This window comes from Paracoccus sp. P2 (genome assembly GCF_046335115.1).
GTDB lineage: Bacteria > Pseudomonadota > Alphaproteobacteria > Rhodobacterales > Rhodobacteraceae > Paracoccus > Paracoccus pantotrophus.
In genome coordinates this window covers 16,403-34,907 of the sequence record NZ_JBGOSN010000014.1, presented here as the reverse complement: position 1 = coordinate 34,907, position 18,505 = coordinate 16,403, and the positions used below count along the sequence as shown (strand labels likewise).

General features: G+C 68.5%; 16 protein-coding genes. 8 read left to right on the top strand and 8 right to left on the bottom strand.

Annotated features, from left to right (window positions below; translation table 11 throughout):
* Positions 1 to 4 precede the first annotated feature (4 nt).
* Positions 5 to 910, bottom strand: coding sequence for a 1-acyl-sn-glycerol-3-phosphate acyltransferase (locus ACDP63_RS10915; RefSeq protein ID WP_024845293.1), 906 nt, complete (start codon positions 908 to 910; stop codon positions 5 to 7).
* Between the two features lie 53 nt (positions 911 to 963).
* Positions 964 to 3,507, bottom strand: coding sequence for an aminopeptidase N (gene pepN, locus ACDP63_RS10910; protein WP_024845292.1), 2,544 nt, complete (start codon positions 3,505 to 3,507; stop codon positions 964 to 966).
* Between the two features lie 150 nt (positions 3,508 to 3,657).
* Here pepN and ACDP63_RS10905 point away from each other — a divergent pair, with 150 nt between their 5' ends.
* The 6 genes from ACDP63_RS10905 to ACDP63_RS10880 all read left to right on the top strand — a co-directional run bounded on the left by ACDP63_RS10905 (position 3,658) and on the right by ACDP63_RS10880 (position 10,887).
* The gene (locus ACDP63_RS10905) at positions 3,658 to 4,293 is read left to right on the top strand and encodes a hypothetical protein (protein WP_409928025.1); all 636 of its coding nucleotides are present in this window, start codon (positions 3,658 to 3,660) and stop codon (positions 4,291 to 4,293) included.
* 170 nt (positions 4,294 to 4,463) lie between these two features.
* Positions 4,464 to 6,611, top strand: a complete 2,148-nt coding sequence (locus ACDP63_RS10900; RefSeq protein ID WP_024845290.1) for a malate synthase G — start codon at positions 4,464 to 4,466, stop codon at positions 6,609 to 6,611.
* A complete protein-coding gene (locus tag ACDP63_RS10895; RefSeq protein ID WP_231486867.1) occupies positions 6,608 to 7,054 on the top strand; it encodes a methyltransferase family protein in 447 nt (148 codons plus the stop codon). The genes ACDP63_RS10900 and ACDP63_RS10895 overlap by 4 nt, the downstream gene beginning before the upstream one ends.
* A 10-nt stretch (positions 7,055 to 7,064) precedes the next feature.
* A complete protein-coding gene (locus ACDP63_RS10890; RefSeq protein ID WP_024845288.1) occupies positions 7,065 to 7,730 on the top strand; it encodes a D-lyxose/D-mannose family sugar isomerase in 666 nt (221 codons plus the stop codon).
* A gap of 126 nt (positions 7,731 to 7,856) precedes the next feature.
* A complete protein-coding gene (locus tag ACDP63_RS10885; protein ID WP_409928076.1) occupies positions 7,857 to 9,431 on the top strand; it encodes a Re/Si-specific NAD(P)(+) transhydrogenase subunit alpha in 1,575 nt (524 codons plus the stop codon).
* A gap of 13 nt (positions 9,432 to 9,444) precedes the next feature.
* Complete coding sequence (locus ACDP63_RS10880) at positions 9,445 to 10,887, top strand: NAD(P)(+) transhydrogenase (Re/Si-specific) subunit beta (RefSeq protein WP_024845286.1); 1,443 nt, start codon at positions 9,445 to 9,447, stop codon at positions 10,885 to 10,887.
* 324 nt (positions 10,888 to 11,211) lie between these two features.
* On the opposite strand, the gene purF is transcribed toward ACDP63_RS10880, so the two are convergent.
* The 6 genes from purF to ACDP63_RS10850 all read right to left on the bottom strand — a co-directional run bounded on the left by purF (position 11,212) and on the right by ACDP63_RS10850 (position 17,171).
* Positions 11,212 to 12,708, bottom strand: coding sequence for an amidophosphoribosyltransferase (gene purF, locus ACDP63_RS10875; protein WP_024845285.1), 1,497 nt, complete (start codon positions 12,706 to 12,708; stop codon positions 11,212 to 11,214).
* Positions 12,709 to 12,844: 136 nt separating this feature from the next.
* Positions 12,845 to 13,456: a CvpA family protein gene (locus tag ACDP63_RS10870; protein ID WP_409928024.1), complete on the bottom strand. Its 612-nt coding sequence runs from the start codon at positions 13,454 to 13,456 to the stop codon at positions 12,845 to 12,847.
* Positions 13,457 to 13,499: 43 nt separating this feature from the next.
* Positions 13,500 to 14,864: a DNA repair protein RadA gene (gene radA, locus ACDP63_RS10865; protein ID WP_024845283.1), complete on the bottom strand. Its 1,365-nt coding sequence runs from the start codon at positions 14,862 to 14,864 to the stop codon at positions 13,500 to 13,502.
* A 148-nt stretch (positions 14,865 to 15,012) separates the two neighbouring features.
* Positions 15,013 to 16,203, bottom strand: a complete 1,191-nt coding sequence (locus ACDP63_RS10860; RefSeq protein WP_024845282.1) for a UbiH/UbiF family hydroxylase — start codon at positions 16,201 to 16,203, stop codon at positions 15,013 to 15,015.
* A 43-nt stretch (positions 16,204 to 16,246) separates the two neighbouring features.
* The gene (locus tag ACDP63_RS10855) at positions 16,247 to 16,444 is read right to left on the bottom strand and encodes a hypothetical protein (protein ID WP_024845281.1); all 198 of its coding nucleotides are present in this window, start codon (positions 16,442 to 16,444) and stop codon (positions 16,247 to 16,249) included.
* A 40-nt stretch (positions 16,445 to 16,484) separates the two neighbouring features.
* Complete coding sequence (locus ACDP63_RS10850) at positions 16,485 to 17,171, bottom strand: pyrimidine 5'-nucleotidase (RefSeq protein WP_024845280.1); 687 nt, start codon at positions 17,169 to 17,171, stop codon at positions 16,485 to 16,487.
* A gap of 64 nt (positions 17,172 to 17,235) precedes the next feature.
* Between ACDP63_RS10850 and ACDP63_RS10845 the strand changes: the two genes are divergently transcribed.
* Both ACDP63_RS10845 and ACDP63_RS10840 read left to right on the top strand, forming a co-directional pair.
* A complete protein-coding gene (locus tag ACDP63_RS10845) occupies positions 17,236 to 17,871 on the top strand; it encodes a GntR family transcriptional regulator (protein ID WP_024845279.1) in 636 nt (211 codons plus the stop codon).
* Positions 17,871 to 18,494 carry a DNA-3-methyladenine glycosylase family protein gene (locus ACDP63_RS10840; protein ID WP_024845278.1) on the top strand — a complete coding sequence of 208 codons (624 nt, stop codon included), beginning with the start codon at positions 17,871 to 17,873 and terminating at the stop codon, positions 18,492 to 18,494. The genes ACDP63_RS10845 and ACDP63_RS10840 overlap by 1 nt, the downstream gene beginning before the upstream one ends.
* The last annotated feature ends 11 nt before the right edge of the window (positions 18,495 to 18,505 follow it).

The window sequence follows — 18,505 nt, the reverse complement described above, 5'->3', positions numbered from 1 at the left end:
CCCCTCACTCGATCGGGCGCGGCTTGGCAAGCGCGTGGCGGCGCTGGAACAGCCCGCGGATCTGCGGCATGCGCACGGCATTCTGGCCCGGCGCCGGCAGGGCCAGAACCGCGTCGCGCAGGAGCGCGATGCCGTCCTCGCTGCGGCCGGGCAGCGACGCGGCCGAGATCGGGGGGCCGATGGTCACGCGGAAGGGCTGGCCCGCCTTGTTCAGCACCTCGTTGAACAGCGTCACGTCGCGCAGCGTCGGGTGGATCGCGTCGAGCAGGTAGAACAGCGCCGAGTTCCGGGCGCGGATGCGCAGCGGGATGATCGGCGCGTCGAACTTCTTCGCGATCATTGCCGCGCTGGCCATCCAGGGGCGTTCGTGCAGGCTCAGGCCGCGGCGCTTGGCCAGCCGGCCCGAGGGGAAGATCAGGCCGATCCGCCCGCGTCCCAGCGCCTCGCGCGTGTAATCCATGGTGGCGCGGGTCTTGGCGTGGCTGCGCTTTTCGACGCGCCATTCCACCGGGGCGATCAGGCTGTCGAATTGCGGCAGGATGCGCAGGATGTCGTGATTGGCATAGACGAACAGATCGTCCCGGACCGCCGAGATCACCGCGTTCAGCACGATGCCGTCGGCAATCCCGGTCGGGTGGTTCGATACGATCAGTGCCGGGCCGGTGGCGGGGATATGCTCGAGCCCCTCGACGCAGAGATCGCGCAGGATCAGCGCGGCGATGCGGCGCATGACCTCGTCCGTGGGCAGGTCGCGGTATTCCGCCGCCAGGTCCAGGGTGCGCGGATAGCGCAAGAGGCGCATCAGCAGTTGCCGCGCCAGCGCGTGGTGCCGCCGGCCCGAAAAAAGCCAGGGCGCCCGCTCGGCAATCAGCGGATCGAGACGGCGTTTCATGTCCTCGCGGGCATCCATGCGGCCAGTATTGCCGCGCCCGCGGGACGCCCGCAAGAGCGGTTCGGCCATGGTCAGGCGCCACCGGCAAGGATGCGCGTAACCATCTCGGATGTGTTGCGCGACAGGTCGGGCATTGCCGCCAGACGGTTCAGCGCCGCGCGGGCATGGGCCTGCCGGCCGGCGTCGTAGCGCGTCCAGGTCTCGAAGGCCGAGCACATGCGCGCCGTGGTCTGCGGGTTCACCGGGTCGAGCCGCATCAGCCAGTCCACGGTGAAACCGTAGCCCGAGCCGTCGGCGGCGTGAAAGGCGGCGTGGTTCGCGGTCAGCCCGCCGATCAGGGCGCGGAAGCGGTTGGGGTTCTTCCAGTCGAAATCCGGCCGCGCGGCCAGATCGCGGGCGCGGGCCACGGCGCGGTCCGGCGCGGCGCGCAGCGGCTGGACCATGAACCATTTGTCCATGACCAGCCGGTTGCCGGCAAATTGCTGTGCGAAGCTCGCCAATGCCTTTTCGTCCTTGCCCGCGGCGATCAGGCATTCCAGCGCGCCCTGCCGCTCGGTCATGTTCGAGGCGGCGGCGAACAGCGCCTCGGCCCGCGCAGCCCCATCGATGCGCGACAGCAGGCCCAGGCAGGCCAGGCGCAGGCTGCGCCGCGCCGCGCCCTCGGCATCGGGCCGGTAGGGGCCGGGGGTCTGCATCGCCTCGTAGAGCCGGGCCAGCGCCGGCTCATGCGCCCGGGCGATGTCGCGGGCCAGCGCCTCGCGCCCGGCATGGATGGCGTCGGGGTCGGGGATCTGGCCGCGGGCGGCGATGGTCGTCGCGATCTCCTCCTCGCCGGGCAGCGACAGGCAGAGGGCGGCGAAGGCCGGGTCGGCCTCGGCATCGTCGAGCAGCCCGCCGATGGCGCGGCTGAACTCGGCGCCGCCTTCGCCCGCTGTGGCCCGCGCGATCAGCGCGTCCAGCGCCAGGTCGTGGCCGGCCTGCCAGCGGGCGTAAGGGTCGGTGTCATGCGCCAGCAGCAGCGCCTGTTCGTCCGCCGCGATCTCGCGCGCGACCGTGACCGGTGCCGAGAAGCCGCGCAGGAGCGAGACCACCGGCCGCGCGCCCAGGCCGTCGAAATGGAAGCTCTGCTCGGCCTCGGTCATCTCGAGCACCGTGGTCGGCAGCACCTCGTCGCCATTGGGGCCGATCAGGCCGAGCGCGATGGGAACGACCCGCGGCGGCTTTTCCGGTTGGCCGGGGGTGGGCGCGGTCTCCTGCCGGAAATTCAGGGTCAGCCGGCCGTTCTGCCAGTCCTCGGAAAGCGTCAGCCGGGGCGTGCCGGCATCGGTATACCAGCGTTTGAACTGGGTCAGGTCGCGGCCGGTGGCGTCCTCGAAGACCTTGATCCAGTCCTCGATGGTGCAGGCCTGGCCGTCATGGCGGTCGAAATAGAGGTCGAGCGCCCGGCGATAGCCCTGATCGCCCACCAGCCGCTTGAGCATGCCGATGACCTCGGCGCCCTTTTCATAGACGGTGGCGGTGTAGAAATTGTTGATCTCCTGGTAATGGTCCGGGCGCGGCGGATGGGCCAAGGGGCCTGCATCCTCGCGGAATTGCCGGGCGCGCAGGGTCTGCACGTCATGGATGCGCTTGACCGCGGCCGAGCGCATGTCGCTGGTGAACTGCTGGTCGCGGAACACCGTCAGCCCTTCCTTCAGGCAAAGCTGGAACCAGTCGCGGCAGGTGATGCGGTTGCCGGTCCAGTTGTGGAAATATTCATGGCCGATCACGCCCTCGATGCGCTCGTAATCGCCGTCGGTCGCGGTCTCGGCGCTGGCCAGCACCAGCTTGGAGTTGAAGATGTTCAGCCCCTTGTTCTCCATCGCGCCCATGTTGAAATCATCCACGGCGACGATGTTGAACACGTCGAGATCGTATTCGCGCCCGTAAGCCTCTTCGTCCCATTTCATCGAGCGGATCAGCGATTCCATCGCATAGCCGGCGCGGTCCTGGTCGCCGGGGCGCACCCAGACGTTCAGTGCCACCTTGCGGCCCGACAGGGTGGTAAAGCTGTCCGGGACCGCCACCAGCGCGCCCGCGACCAGCGCGAAGAGATAGGCGGGCTTCGGCCAGGGATCGTGCCAGACGGCCTGGCCCGGCGCCTGCGACACCGGGTTGCCGTTCGACAAGAGTACCGGCTGGTCCGAGCGGATGGTGACGCGAAAGGGCGCCATCACGTCCGGGCGGTCGGGATACCAGGTGATGTGGCGGAAACCCTCGGCCTCGCATTGCGTGCAGAACATGCCGCCGGACAGGTAAAGCCCCTCCAGCGCGGTATTGGCTTCGGGGTCGATCTCGACCTCGGCCGAGAAGGTGAAGGCGTCGGGCAGGTCGGCGGCGGGGATCACCAGCCGCTCGCCCGCGACTTGCGCGGGGTCGAGCGGGCGGCCGTCGATGGCCAGCGACAGCGTCTTCAGCCCGGCCCCGTCCAGCACCAGGTCGCCCGCGCCCTTGCGGCGGAAGTCGATCTGCGAGCGCACCCGCGTCGCGCGGGGGGCGAGGTCGAAGTCCAGACGGGTCTCGGTGATCTCGAAAGGATAGGGGCGCCAGTCGGCGAGATATTGCGTGACGGTCATGCGGCACCTTCCGGGCAGGTGAAAAAAAAACGGCGGCACGGGGGAACTTGTGCGAAACCCAAGTGTTAGACGCAGGACAGCCGCGTCGCAAGCCGGGGTCCGTCCCGGCCGACCAGCCGCATGCGCCAACCAGAAGAGCGAGGAACAAGAATGGCCCATTACGATCCGAACGATCCGAAGCGGACGGAAGGCACCGACCCACAGCGCCCGGCCGCGGCGCCCGAAACCTATGTCGAGCCGGTCGAGCGGCGTGCCTCTCCGCTGCCGCTGATCATCGGCATCCTGCTGGCCCTGGCCATCGCCTATTTCGTGCTGCAGTATTTCATGGGCAGCGACGAAGGCGCGACCACCGGCGAAGACGCGGCCGTGACCACCACCGAGCCCGCCGATACCACCGCCGACATGCCGGCCGGAACCACGACCGAGACCCCGGCCGAGGCTGCCTCGGATGCGGCTGACGATGCGGCCGCCGCTGCGCAAGACGCCGCCGATGCCGCCGGAGAGGCCGCGAGCGATGCCGCCACCACCGTCGAAAGCGGCGCCGAAGCCGCGGGCGAGGCGATGGGCGAGGCGGCCGAGGACGCCGCCGCCGCTGCCGGCGAAGCCGCGCAGGACGCTGCGGAAGCCGCCGGCGAGGCTGCAACCGCTGCGCAGGAAGCCGCCGACAATGCCGCCGAGGCCATGGGCGAGGCGATGCAGGACGCCGGCGAGGCGCTGGACGATGCCGTGACCGTGGAAGAGCCGCCGGCCGACGATACCACCGCCGCGCCGCCGGCGAGCAACTGATCGTCCCAAGCGGATGCGTGCCGCCGTCCGGTCTCTCGGGCGGCGGTTTTCAATTTTTACGCAAGATAGAATTGCGGAATAGTTGAAGGTCGGGCCGGTTGAAACCCGTTGCCGTTTGGCATACCACGGCACACCAAGCCAGCCGGACAATTGAAGCAAGGGGAAGTGCGATGGGTCGCGTGGAAAAGGCAGGATTGCGGGTGGATGAGACGCTTGCCGCCTTCATCAACGAGCGTGCGCTGCCCGGCAGCGGTGTCGAGCCGCGCCGGTTCTGGGAAGGGCTTTCGACGCTGCTGCACGAGTTCGGCCCGCGCAACCGGGCGCTGCTGGAGCGACGCGAGGAGCTGCAATCGGCCATCGACGCCTGGCATATCGCCCATCGCGCCGAGCCGAAGGATGCCGGAGCCTATCGCGATTTCCTGGCCGAGATCGGCTATCTGGTCCCCGAGGGCGAGGATTTCCAGATCGAGACGCCCGAGACCGACCCGGAATTTTCCAGCGTGGCCGGGCCGCAGCTGGTGGTGCCGATCACCAACGCGCGCTATGCGCTGAACGCCGCCAATGCGCGCTGGGGCAGCCTTTACGACGCGCTTTACGGCACCGACGCCTTGGGCGACCTGCCGCAGGGCAAGGGCTATGACGCCGCGCGCGGCGCCCGCGTGATCGCCTGGGGCCGCGACTTCCTCGACACGGCCGCGCCGCTCGCCGAGGGCTCCTGGGCCGCGGTCGAGGCTTTGTCGGTCAAGGACGGCGCGCTGGTCCCGGCGCTGCGTGAAGGGGCCAAGTTCGCCGGCCATCGCGGCGACGGCGCCAATCCGACCGACATCTTCCTGAAGAACCACGGCCTGCTGATCCGCATCGTCATCGATTCCTCGAAGCCGGTGGGCGCGCAGGACAAGGCGGGCATCTCGGACATCGTGATCGAATCGGCGCTGTCGGCGATCATGGATTGCGAGGATTCCGTCGCCTGCGTCGATGGCGAGGACAAGGCGCTGGCCTATGCCAACTGGCTGGGCCTGATGGACGGCACCCTGGCCGAGGAGGTCGAGAAGGGCGGCAAGACTTTTACCCGCCGCCTGAACCCGGACGTGAGTTTCACCGCGCCCGACGGCTCGGAAGTCACTGCCAAAGGCCGCGCGCTGATGTTGGTCAGGAATGTCGGCCACCTGATGACCACCCCCGCCGTGCTGGACCGCGAGGGCAACGAGGTCTACGAGGGGCTGCTCGACGCCATGGTCACGGCGCTTTGCGCCAAGCGCGACCTGGACCGCGAGGGGCCGAAGAACTCGGTCACGCAGTCGATCTATGTGGTCAAGCCCAAGATGCACGGCCCCGAGGAGGTCGCCTTCGCCTGCGAGATCTTCGATTTCGTCGAAGAGGTGCTGGGCCTGCCGCGCCATACCGTCAAGCTGGGCATCATGGACGAGGAACGCCGCACCTCGGCCAATCTCAAGGAATGCATCCGTGCCGCGAAGCACCGGGTGGCCTTCATCAATACCGGCTTCCTGGACCGCACCGGGGACGAGATCCATACCTCGATGGAGGCGGGCGCCATGCTGGCCAAGGGCGAGATGAAGACCCAGCCCTGGATCTCGGCCTACGAGGATCGCAACGTCGACATCGGCCTGGCCTGCGGCCTTTCGGGCAAGGCGCAGATCGGCAAGGGCATGTGGGCGATCCCCGACAAGATGGCCGAGATGCTGGAGCAGAAGATCGCCCATCCCATGGCCGGCGCCAACACCGCCTGGGTGCCCAGCCCGACCGCCGCGACGCTGCATGCGACGCATTACCACAAGGTCGATGTCTTTGCCCGCCAGGCCCAGATCGCCGCGCTGCGCCGGCCCCTGCGGCTCGACGACCTGCTGACCATCCCGCTGGCCGGCGGCCGCAACTACAGCGAGGCCGAGATCGCCCGCGAGCTGGAAAACAACTGCCAGGGCATCCTGGGCTATGTCGTGCGCTGGATCGACCAGGGCGTCGGCTGCTCGAAGGTGCCGGACATCAACGATGTCGGGCTGATGGAGGACCGGGCCACGCTGCGCATCTCGGCCCAGTCTCTGGCGAACTGGCTGCATCACGGCATCGTCACCGACCGGCAGGTCATGGATACTTTCCGCAAGATGGCCGCGGTGGTGGACCGCCAGAACGCGGGCGACCCGGCCTATCTGCCGATGGCGCCGGGCTATGACGGGGTGGCCTTCCAGGCGGCCTGCGACCTGGTCTTCCTGGGCCGCATGCAGCCTTCGGGCTATACCGAGCCGGTGCTGCATGCCCGCCGCCTGCAGGCCAAGGCCGAGCAGGCGCAGAAGGCCGCGTGATCGCGCGGCTGGCCGGCCTGCCGCCGGTCTGGCTGGCGCTGTTCGCATCGGCCGGGGCGGTGCTGGGTCGGCTGGTGCCCTTGGACCTGCCGGCCGCGCTGCGCGGGCTGGGCCTGTTGCTGGTCGCGGCGGGGCTGGCGCTGATGCTCTGGGCGGCGCTGACCATGTGGCGGGCGCGCACCACCGTCATGCCCGGCCGCCGGCCCGAGGCGCTGGTGACGGCCGGCCCCTTCCGCTTTTCGCGCAATCCGATCTATCTGGCCGACGTTATTTTGCTGGCCGGGCTGATGCTGGCGCTGGCCGCGCCGGCCGGGCTGGTCACGGTGCCGGCCTTTGCCCTGTTGCTGCAGCGCCGCTTCATCCTGCGCGAGGAGGCCGTGATCGCCGCCGCTTTCGGTTCCGCCTATGACCGCTATAGGATGCAGGTCAGGCGCTGGATCTAGGGAGGGCATCGTGGAACGCTCGCGCATCAACCGCATCATGGCCGAGGCCGCCGAACTGATCGGCAAGGCAGGCTTTCACCTGCCACCCTTTGCGTATTGGAGCCCCGAGGAATTTCGCACCCGCGCCACGCCGGCGATTCGCGAAGGCCGGCTGGGCTGGGACATCACCGATTACGGCCAGGGCGATTTCGACCGGCTGGGCCTGTTCCTGTTCACGCTGCGCAACGGCCGGCTGGCCGAGCTGCAGGCGGGCAGGGGCATGGTCTATGCCGAAAAACTGCTGATCTCGCAGGAAAACCAGATCAGCCCGATGCATACCCATGTCATCAAGACCGAGGACATCATCAACCGCTGGGGCGCGACGCTGGCGATCCGGCTTTGCGGTTCGGACACGCAGGGCCGCATGGACCGCAATGCGCCCTGCCGGGTCGATTGCGACGGCATCACGCGCGAGGTGGCGCCGGGCGGCGTGCTGCGGCTGGCACCGGGCGAATCCGTGACGCTGCGTCCGGGCGACTGGCACGAATTCTGGGCCGAGGGCGGACCGGTGCTGATCGGAGAGGTCTCGACCGTCAACGACGACCTGACCGACAATATCTTTGCCGCGCCCATCGGCCGTTTTGCCAATGTCCGCGAGGACGAGCCACCGCTGCACCTGCTGGTAAGCGACTACTGAGTTCGGCAACGGCGTTTTTGACGCTGGGTCACATTCCTGGAATGTGCGGCGCCTCACTCCCTTGTGAAAGATTGTTGCGCTCTGCTATGGGGGACGCTGAAAGTCGCTAACATGGGAGATCGCCTCGTGAAGATCGGCGCATTGAAGGAGAGTTACGAGGGGGAGGCGCGGGTATCTGTGACGCCGTCCTCTGCGGCCCATCTGCAGAAGCTGGGCCATGAGATCCATGTGGAGACAGGCGCGGGGGTTCGGGCGGGGTTTTCCGACGCCGCCTATGAGGCCGCGGGGGTCACCGTCGCGCCCAGTGCCGCGGCGCTGATCGGTGCGGTGGACGTGGTGGTCAAGGTCCGCCCGCCCACCGAGGGCGAACTCAGGCAGATGCGGCGCGGCCAGACGCTGATCTCGCATTTCTGGCCGGCGCAGAACCCGGACCTGCTGGAGCTGGCGCGCGAACAGGGCGTCACCGCCATCGCCATGGACATGGTGCCGCGCATCTCGCGCGCGCAGAAGATGGATGCGCTGAGCTCGATGGCCAATATCGCCGGCTATCGGGCGGTGATCGAGGCGGCGAACAATTTCGGCCGCTTCTTCACCGGCCAGGTGACGGCGGCGGGCAAGGTGCCGCCGGCCAAGGTGCTGGTGGTGGGTGCCGGCGTCGCCGGGCTTGCCGCCATCGGCGCCGCGGTCAGCCTGGGCGCGCAGGTCTACGCCTTCGACGTGCGCCCCGAGGTGGCCGAGCAGATCGAATCCATGGGCGCGGAATTCGTCTATCTGGACTTCCAGGACCAGGTGCAGGACGGCGCCGCCACCGGCGGCTATGCCGCCCCTTCCAGCCCCGAGTTCCGCGAAAAGCAGCTCGAGAAATTCCGTGAGCTTGCGCCCGAAATGGACATCGTCATCACCACGGCGCTGATCCCCGGCCGCGACGCGCCGAAGCTGTGGACCGCCGACATGGTCGAGGCGATGAAGACCGGCAGCGTCATCGTCGACCTGGCGGCCGAGCGCGGCGGCAATTGCGACCTGACCGTCCCGGACGAGCGCATCGTCACCGAAAACGGCGTGGTGGTGATCGGCTATACCGATTTCCCGTCGAGGATGGGCGCGCAAGCATCTGAACTCTATGGCAACAACATCCGCCACATGCTCTCGGACCTGACGCCGGGCAAGGACGGCGTCATCGTGCAGAACATGGAGGACGACGTGATCCGCGGCGCCACCGTCGCCTTCGAGGGCGACGTGACCTGGCCGCCGCCGCCGCCCAAGGTCGCGGCCATCGCCGCCGCGAAGCCCAAGGAAAAGCCGAAGGAGCTGACCCCCGAGGAACGGCGCGAGAAGGAAATCGCCGCGTTCCGCGCCCAGACCCGCAGCCAGGTGACGCTGCTTGGTGCGGGCGCGGTGCTGATGCTGCTGGTGGGCCTGTTTGCCCCCGCGAGCTTCCTGTCGCATTTCATCGTCTTCGTGCTGGCGGTCTTCGTCGGCTTCCAGGTGATCTGGAACGTCAGCCATTCGCTGCACACGCCCCTGATGGCGATCACCAACGCCATCTCCTCGATCATCATCGTCGGCGCGCTTCTGCAGATCGGCTCGGGCGGCTGGCTGGTGGTGCTGCTCGCGGCGCTGTCGGTGCTGATGGCGGGCGTCAACATCTTCGGCGGCTTCCTGGTCACGCGCCGGATGCTCGCCATGTTCCAGAAGTCGTAAGGGGAGAGGGCGCATGGAATACGGATTCACCACCGCCGCCTATGTGGTCGCGGCCGTGCTGTTCATCCTGTCCCTGGGCGGGCTTTCGGGCCAGGAAAGCGCCAAGCGCGCGGTCTGGTACGGCATCGCGGCCATGGCGCTGGCCATCGTGGCGACGCTGATCGGGCCGGGTTACGGCAATTGGGGGCTGACGCTCATCATGCTGGCCATCGGCGGCGCCGTGGGCTGGGTCGTGGCCAAGCGGGTGCAGATGACCGAGATGCCGCAGCTGGTCGCGGCCATGCACAGCCTCGTCGGCCTTGCCGCGGTGCTGATCGGCTTCAACGCCCAGTTCGAGCTGGCGCGGGTGATCCGCGTCCGCGCCGCCGATGCCGCCGCGCATTTCGAGGGCTTCGCCGCGGTGCTGGCGCACAAGACCCCGGCCGAGATCGCCATGCTGAAGGTCGAGGTCTTCCTGGGCATCTTCATCGGCGCGGTGACCTTCACCGGCTCGGTGGTGGCCTTCGGCAAGCTTGCGGGCAAGATCGACGGCAAGCCCCGCAAGCTGCCGGGCGGGCATATGCTGAACGCGGGTGCTTTGGCGCTGTCGGTGCTGCTGGGCATCCTCTATTGCGCCGGGATCGGGCCGGCGGTGCTGTGGCTGCTGCTGATCACGCTGCTGGCCTTCTTCATCGGCTATCACCTGATCATGGGCATCGGCGGCGCCGACATGCCGGTGGTGGTGTCGATGCTGAACAGCTATTCCGGCTGGGCGGCGGCGGCGATCGGCTTCACGCTGGGCAACGACCTCTTGATCGTGGTGGGGGCGCTGGTCGGCTCCTCCGGTGCGATCCTGAGCTACATCATGTGCAAGGCAATGAACCGCAACTTCGTCAGCGTGATCCTGGGCGGCTTCGGCGGCGAGGCGGGTCCGGCGATGGAGATCGAAGGCGAGCAGGTGGCCATCGACGCCGACGGTGTGGCCGCGGCGCTGAACGATGCCGACGAGATCATCATCGTGCCGGGCTATGGCATGGCGGTGGCGCAGGCGCAGCAATCGGTGTCGGAGCTGACCCGCAAGCTGCGCGCCAAGGGCAAGAACGTGCGCTTCGCCATCCATCCGGTGGCGGGCCGTCTGCCGGGGCATATGAACGTGCTCTTGGCCGAGGCCAAGGTGCCCTACGACATCGTGCTGGAGATGGACGAGATCAACGAGGATTTCCCCTCGACCGACGTCGCGATCGTGATCGGCTCGAACGACATCGTGAACCCGGCGGCGCAGGAGGATCCGAACTCGCCCATCGCCGGCATGCCGGTTCTGGAGGTCTGGAAGGCCAAGCAGGTGTTCGTGTCGAAACGCGGCCAGGGCACCGGCTATTCCGGCATCGAGAACCCGCTGTTCTACAAGGAAAACACGCGCATGTTCTATGGCGACGCAAAGAAGAGCATCGACCAGCTCCTGCCGATGGTCGAATAGGCCGCCGCGAAAGGCGGGCCCCCCGGCCCGCCCCTTGCGACAGAACGGGAAAGAGCCGCAAGATGCGGCTCTTTTCTTTTTCGGCATGGGTAAGCAATATCGCGCAGCCGGACCCGAGGTGGCGGCGATGCGCCATCCATGCTGCTGCCAAGGCCGTGTGGCCGAATGCCGGCGCCCCTGTCCCAAGGGCCAAGCTGGGCAGCCGGCACCCGCGAAAGCGCGGCTGTCCGCCCGTCCCGATCCGGAAAACAATCGTTCAGAAAGAGGGAGAGCCCGTATTGATACCGGCTCTCATCCGGGCATGGCACAGCACCGCCGGAGCGGTCATTCTGCCGCGTGGCCGGTGACGGGGTTCGGGACGCCGGCGGATTTCATGCGAAAGCCGCGCTCAAGCTGGTCGAAGGGCGCCACCGGATATTCGCCCGAGAAGCAGGCGTCGCAATATTGCGGGCAGGCATTGTTGCGGCCCTTGGCCTCGCCCACGGCGCGATAGAGACCGTCCAGCGACACGAAGGCCAGGCTGTCGACGCCGATCCATTCGCGCATCTCCTCCTCGGACATCTGCGCCGCCAACAGCTTTTCGCGGTCGGGCGTGTCCACGCCGTAGAAGCAGGGCCAGGCGGTGGGCGGGCTTGCAATGCGGAAATGCACCTCGGCCGCGCCTGCATCCAGGATCATGTCCTTGATCTTGCGGCTGGTCGTGCCGCGCACCACGGAATCGTCCACCAGCACCACGCGCTTGCCCTTGACCAGCGCCCGGTTGACGTTGAGCTTCAGCCGCACGCCCATGTTGCGGATCTGCTCGGTCGGCTCGATGAAGGTCCGGCCCATGTACTGGTTGCGGATGATGCCCATGCCGAAGGGGATGCCGCTTTCATGGGCATAGCCGATGGCGGCGGGAGTGCCGCTGTCGGGCACCGGGCAGACCAGGTCGGCTTCGACCGGGGCTTCGCGCGCCAGTTCCACGCCGATCTGGCGCCGGGTCTCGTAGACCGAGCGGCCGCCGATGATCGAATCGGGGCGCGAGAAATAGACATGCTCGAAGATGCAGAACCGGCCCTTGGACGGGCCGAAGGGCCGCGAGCTTTCGACCTCGCCCTTGGAGATCACCACCATCTCGCCCGGCTCGATCTCGCGCAGGAACTCGGCGCCGATGATGTCGAGCGCGCAGGTTTCCGAGGCCAGCACGAAGCCGTCCTCGCCGATGCGGCCCAGCACCAGCGGCCGCACGCCCAAGGGATCGCGCACGCCGATCAGCTTGGTGCGGGTCATGGCGATCACCGCGAAGGCGCCCTCGACCCGGCGCAACGCATCCTTCATCCGCTCGGGGATATTGCGCTGGATCGAACGCGCCATCAGGTGGATGATGCATTCGGTATCCGAGGAGGACTGGAAGATCGAGCCGCGCTCGATCAGCTCGCGCCGCAGGGCCATGGCATTGGTGATATTGCCGTTATGCGCCACGGCGCAGCCGCCCATGGCGAATTCGCCGAAGAAGGGCTGCACGTCGCGGATCGCCGTCGCCGCCTTGGTGCCGGCGGTGGAATAGCGCACATGGCCGATGGCGAGCGAGCCGGGCAGGGTCTCCATCAGGCTTTGCTTGGTGAAATTGTCGCGCACATAGCCGAAGCGGTGGGCGCTGTTGAAGCCCTGCTCGGCATCGTGGCTGACGATGCCGCCGGCCTCCTGACCGCGATGCTGCAAGGCATGCAGCCCCAATGCGACGAAATTGGCGGCATCCGTCACTCCGATCACGCCGAACACGCCGCATTCTTCATGCAGGCGGTCGGAATCGAAGGGATGGGCAAGGAATGGCTGCATCATCACCGACTCTTGGGGCTATTCCGGGGCAGGGGTATATGGGACGCTTGACGCCAATCTAGGGTGTCAGGCGGGCGAAGTCACGCCCCACGGCCATCGCGGGGCGCATTTTATGTCACAAATTGGCCATATCGGCTCAATTCGCCGGCGCGGCGGGAGCCGGAGTGGGCATCTGGGCATCGACCGGCTGGCCCGTGGGCGCGCAGCTGCGCACCAGCTGCTCATAGCGGCTGACCACCCAGCCCGGCGCGTCCTGCGGGATCTGCTGGTCCATCTGGCCACGCATGCGCTCGAACACCTGGGCCGAGCGGGAATTGTCCACCACCGCCACGGGCTGGCTGGCCATCACCCGGTCATAGACGATGAAGGCGATGGCGACGAGCAGGATGCCGCGCGCCACCCCGAACAGGAAGCCCATGCCCTGGTCCACGCCGCCGAGCGCCGAGCGCTGCACGACCGAGGAGAACAGCGGCGTGATGATGGAAAACAGCACCAGCGCCAGCGCAAAGACCGCGGCGAAGCCGGCGATGGTGGCCAGTTCGCAGCTGTCGGCCAGGAACTTGTTCAGCCCCGGCACCTGCGCCACCATCGGCCGCACCGTCGGCGCGAAGATGAAGGCCAGCACGGCCGCGCCGATCCAGCCCAGGATCGCCAGCGATTCGCGCACGAATCCCCGCGCATAGGCCAGGATCGCCGAGAGGATGATCACGGCTGCGACGATGCCGTCGATGATGGTGAATCCGTCCATTTTCACGCCCTTTCGCGGGATTGTCCGCGTCTTTGGGACGAGTTCATCCGGCGCCGAATGTCTCGCCCACGAAACTTGTCAGATCCGGGGTGCGGTCGATCCGCATCCCGGCCACGCCCTCGACCTTGGTGGCCGAAGGCAGGATCGCTCGTGAAAAACCAAGTTTCTGCGCCTCTTTCAACCTGTTTTCCGCCTGCGCGACCGGGCGCAGCGCGCCCGACAGGCTGATTTCCCCGAAAAGCACCGCCTCGGCCGGCAGCGCCACGTCCTCGCGCGCGCTGAGCAGCGCCGCAGCGATGGCGAGATCCGCGGCAGGCTCGGCGACGCGCATCCCCCCGGCAACGTTGAGAAAAACGTCGAGCCCGGCAAAGGGGACGGCGCAGCGCGCCTCCAGCACGGCGAGAATGGTCGAGACCCGGCCGCTATCCAGTCCGACCACGGTTCGGCGGGGACTCGCCAATGTCGAGGGCGCGACCAGCGCCTGCACCTCGGTCAGCACCGGGCGCGTGCCCTCGATCCCGGCGAAGACCGCCGAGCCGGCGCTGGCCTCGCCGCGTTCGGACAGAAACAGCGCCGAGGGGTTGGCGACCTCGGAAAGCCCGCCGCCGGTCATCTCGAAGACGCCGATCTCGTCCGCCGGGCCGAAGCGGTTCTTGTGGGCGCGCAGGATGCGGAACTGGTGGCCGCGCTCGCCCTCGAAATAAAGCACGGTGTCGACCATGTGCTCGACCACGCGGGGACCGGCGATCTGGCCCTCCTTGGTGACATGGCCGACGAGGATGACCGAGGTGCCGCGCCGCTTTGCGAAGGTGACGAGCTCATGCGCGCTGGCGCGGACCTGGCCGACCGAGCCCGGCGCCGCCTCGATCCGGTCGGACCAGAGCGTCTGGATCGAATCGATCACCGCGACATCGGGCCGCTCGGCATCGAGCGTGGTCAGGATGTCGCGCAAGGCCGTCTCGGCGCCCAGGCGGACGGGCGCGTCGCCGAGACCCAGGCGCTGCGCGCGCAGCCGGACCTGGGCGCTGGCTTCCTCGCCCGAGATGTAGACGGCCTGCTGGCCGGCGCGGGCGAAGGCGGCGGCGGCCTGCAAGAGCAGCGTGGACTTGCCGATGCCCGGATCGCCGCCGACCAGGATCGCCGAGCCGGGAACCAGCCCGCCGCCCAGCACCCGGTCCAGTTCGGCGATGCCCGAGGTGGCGCGCGGCGGCGGCGCCTCTTGCGTGGCGAGGCCGGAAAGCGGGATCGGCTTGCCCTTGAGCGTGCCGAGGCCGCGGCCCGGGCCCTGGGAAAGCGGCGCTTCCTCGATGATGGTGTTCCAGGCACCGCAGGCGTCGCAGCGGCCGGCCCATTTGCGATGGTTGGCGCCGCAGGCGGTGCAGGTGAAGGCGGTGATCGGTTTGGCCATGGCCGTTATCTGGCAGATTGCGCGGGCGCGCGCCAGCCGGGAAGGGCGCTGCCGGCGGCGCGGTCCCCTGGGTATTTGGGGAACGAAGAAGCCGGGTCGCGCCAGGCGGGCGCGGCCGGATGAGTGTTTGGGAAACGGTGAAAGCGGCTCAGGTCACGCCCAGGCCGGCGCGCATCATGATGCGGCGCACCGGGGCGACGGCGTAGAGCCCGCCCAGGGCGGCAGCGCGCAGATCGCGCAGGGGACGCGCCGAGATCATGCTGGCGCGGTTCAGCGCGTCGATGCCGATCAGCCGCGCCAGCGCCTCGGGGCGGCGGCGGCGTTCATAGGCGGCGAGCGAGTCCGCACTACCGGGATCGCCGGCCGAAAGCGCGATCAGGGCGCCGAGATCGGCAAGGCTCATATTCAGCCCCTGCGCGCCGATGGGCGGCACGACATGCGCCGCCTCGGCGATCAGCGCCGTGCGGGGACCGGTGAAGCGGTCGGCGATCTGGCTGATGATCGGCCATTCCGTCAGCCGCGTGGCCTGGGTCAGATGGCCCAGCACCCCGGCCGAGCGGCGGTTCAGCTCGGCCTCGAAATCCTCGGGCGGCAGGGCGCGCAGCCGGGCGGTTTCCGGGCCGCGCTCCATCCAGACCACGGCCGAGGAGGGCTTGCCGTCGCGATCGGGCAGGGGAACCAGGGTGAAGGGGCCGCCCGAGCGGTGGATCTCTGTCGAGACATTGTCGTGCGGGCGGTCATGGGTGACGGCGAAGGCCAGCGCCTTTTGCCCGTAGCGCAGCGTGCGGATGCCGATGCCGAGCGCCTCGCGGGTGGGCGAGTTGCGGCCGTCGGCGCCGATCACCAGCCTGGCCCGGATGCGGCTGCCATCGGTCAGGGTGGCCAGCGCCTCGCTGTCGCGCGCCACCAGCCCCGCGGTGCCGGTGCCGGGCAGGAAGCGGACGTTTTGCAGGCTGGCGAGCCGTGCTGAGATTTCCCGCTTGAGCAGCCAGTTCGGCAGGTTCCAGCCGAAGGGCTGGTCCGAGATCTCGGAGGCGTCGAAATCGCGGGTGAGCCGCGCCTGCGACAATTTCCCGCCCGCGTCGATGATGCGCATGACCTGGAGCGCGGTGGCATGCGGCGCGAGGCGGTCCCAGAGCCCGGCCGCCTGCAGCACCGCGATCGAGGGGTGCAGGAAGGCGGTGCTGCGCAGGTCCGAACCCTGGGCGCCTTCCTCGGTCACGGGCGAGGCGGGGTCCACGCAGGTCACGGAATGCCCGGCGCTGCCGAAGGCGGCCGCGGCGATCAGCCCGGCGATGCCGCCGCCGGAAACGAGGATCTCGGTATCGTCGATCTGCATGGTCTGGCGCCGGGGCTGGTGAGGGGGGTCGGTGCGGGCCGGCCTAGAACCCGGCCGCATAGGCGGCGAGCATGGCGAACATCAGCACGGTCGCCGCAAGGGCGAGCATGCCGAGCGCCGGCAGGCCCCAGAGCAGGAGGCCGACAACCGCCAGCACGACGACCAGCAGCGCGAAGGTGAAAAGGAAGGTGGCGGTGCGCGCCTCGGCCTGCGCCTCGGCGGGGGTAAGTGGTTCGGACATACGCGTTCCCTGTTTTTCTTGGGTTTCCTGTCGGCGAGGGTCAGATCTTAGCCAAGCTTGGGCTTGCGGCAAGCCCGCGCAGGAAGGCAGCCAGATCCCCGGTGCGGTGATGCACATGCGGGCCATGGTCGTGATCCTGGGCCAGTTCGTCGGGGCCGTGGCGGCCTGGACCGACCAGAATCGTCCGCATTCCAAGCGAATGCGGGATGGCGAGGTTCCGGGGGTCGTCCTCGAACATGGCGGCCTGGGCGGGGTCGAATCCCTCGGCGGCCTGGACTGCGGCATAAGCGCGCGGATCGGGCTTGGGGTGAAAATCCGCCTCCTCGACGCCATGGATGGCGTCGAAGACCATCAGCCCGCGATGTTCCAGCACCCGCGCCGCATAGGCGCTGTCGCCGTTGGTGTGCACGATCTTGCGGCCGGGCAGGGCGGCGATCAGCCCGGCCAGTTCCGGATCGGGGGTCAGCACCGTGAAGTCGATGTCATGGACCTCGCGCAGATAGGGCAGCGGATCGACGCCATGCTCGGCCATAAGCCCGGCCAGGGTGGTGCCGTGGCTGCGCCAGTAATGACTGCGCAGCCGGTTGGCCTCGGGTTCGGTCACGCGCAGCTCGCGCATGACGAAGGCGGTCATGCGCCGCTCGATCTGGGCGAAAAGCCTGACCTCGGGCGCATAAAGCGTGTTGTCCAGATCGAAGATCCAGGTGGTGACATGCCGAAAATCCATGGCCCCTGCCTAAACCCGCGGCATGGCGCTTGCAATCGCCGTTCCGAGCGCGGATCGTGCGGGCATGAAAGACGCCTATTCCCTGATCCTCTCTGCCATCGACAATGGCATCTATCGCCCCGGCGACAGGCTGGTCGAATCCGAGCTGGCCGAACGCTTCGGCGTCTCGCGCACCCCGGTCCGCGAGGCGCTGCAGCGGCTGGAGACCCAGTCCATGCTCAAGCGCGACGGGCGCAGCCTGATCGTCGCCACGCTGGACCACAACCAGCTGGCCGAGCTTTACACCGTGCGCGCCGAGCTTGAGGCGCTGGCGGCGCGGCTGGCCGCCCGCCACGCCACGCCCGAAGAGGTGCGCGTGCTGGCCGGCATGGTCGAGGACGACCGCGCCATCCTGGGCGATCCGCAGGCGCTGGCACGGGCGAATCGCCGCTTTCACCACCAGATCCACCTGGCCTCGCATAACCGCTACCTGGTGCAGCAGCTGGACCTGGTGCATCGCAGCATGGCCTTGATGGCGCGCACCAGCCTGGCGGCGCAGGGCCGCGACGTGGTCACGCTGGACGAGCATCAGGCCATCGTCGATGCCATCGCCGCCCATGACGGGGCGGCTGCCGAGCAGGCGCTGCGCCACCATATCTCGATGGCCTTCGAGACCCGGCTGAAGGAAGAGGCGCGGCTGGCCGAGGAGGACGAGGGCTGATGCGCGAGATCCGCGCCGCCGCCGATCTGGAGGAAGGCGCGGCGCATCTGATGCGCGCCTGCCCGGTCTGGGCGCGCGAATTGCCGGCGCTGCTGCCCCTGCCGCTGCGGCGCTGGCCCGAGGGCTTTCCGGCGATCCGCGATGCCGTCGTCTCGCAACAGATCTCGGCCCAGGCCGCGAGTGCCATCGGCGCGCGCATGGCCGCGGCCGGCCTGGCCGATGAGGCGGGGATCGCTGCGGCCGATGACGAGGCGCTGCGCGCCGTGGGCCTGTCGCGGCCGAAGATCCGCTATTTGCGCGGCATCGCCGCGGCGCAGCTCGATTGGGACGGCCTACGGGTGCTGCCCGACGAGGAGGTGATCGCCCGGCTGACCGCGCTGCCGGGCATCGGGCGCTGGACCGCCGACATCTATCTGAAATTCGCGCTTGGCCGGGCGGATGCCTTTGCCGCGGGCGACCTGGCACTGGCCGAGGCGGCGCGGCTGCTCTACGCCCTGCCGGACCGGCCGCGCCCGGCGGCGCTGGCCGAACTGGCCGAGCCCTGGCGGCCCTGGCGGGCGGTTGCGGCGCGCGCCCTCTGGGCCTATTACCGGGTCGCAAAAGGGCGCGAGGGCGTCCGCTGAAGGGGGACGAG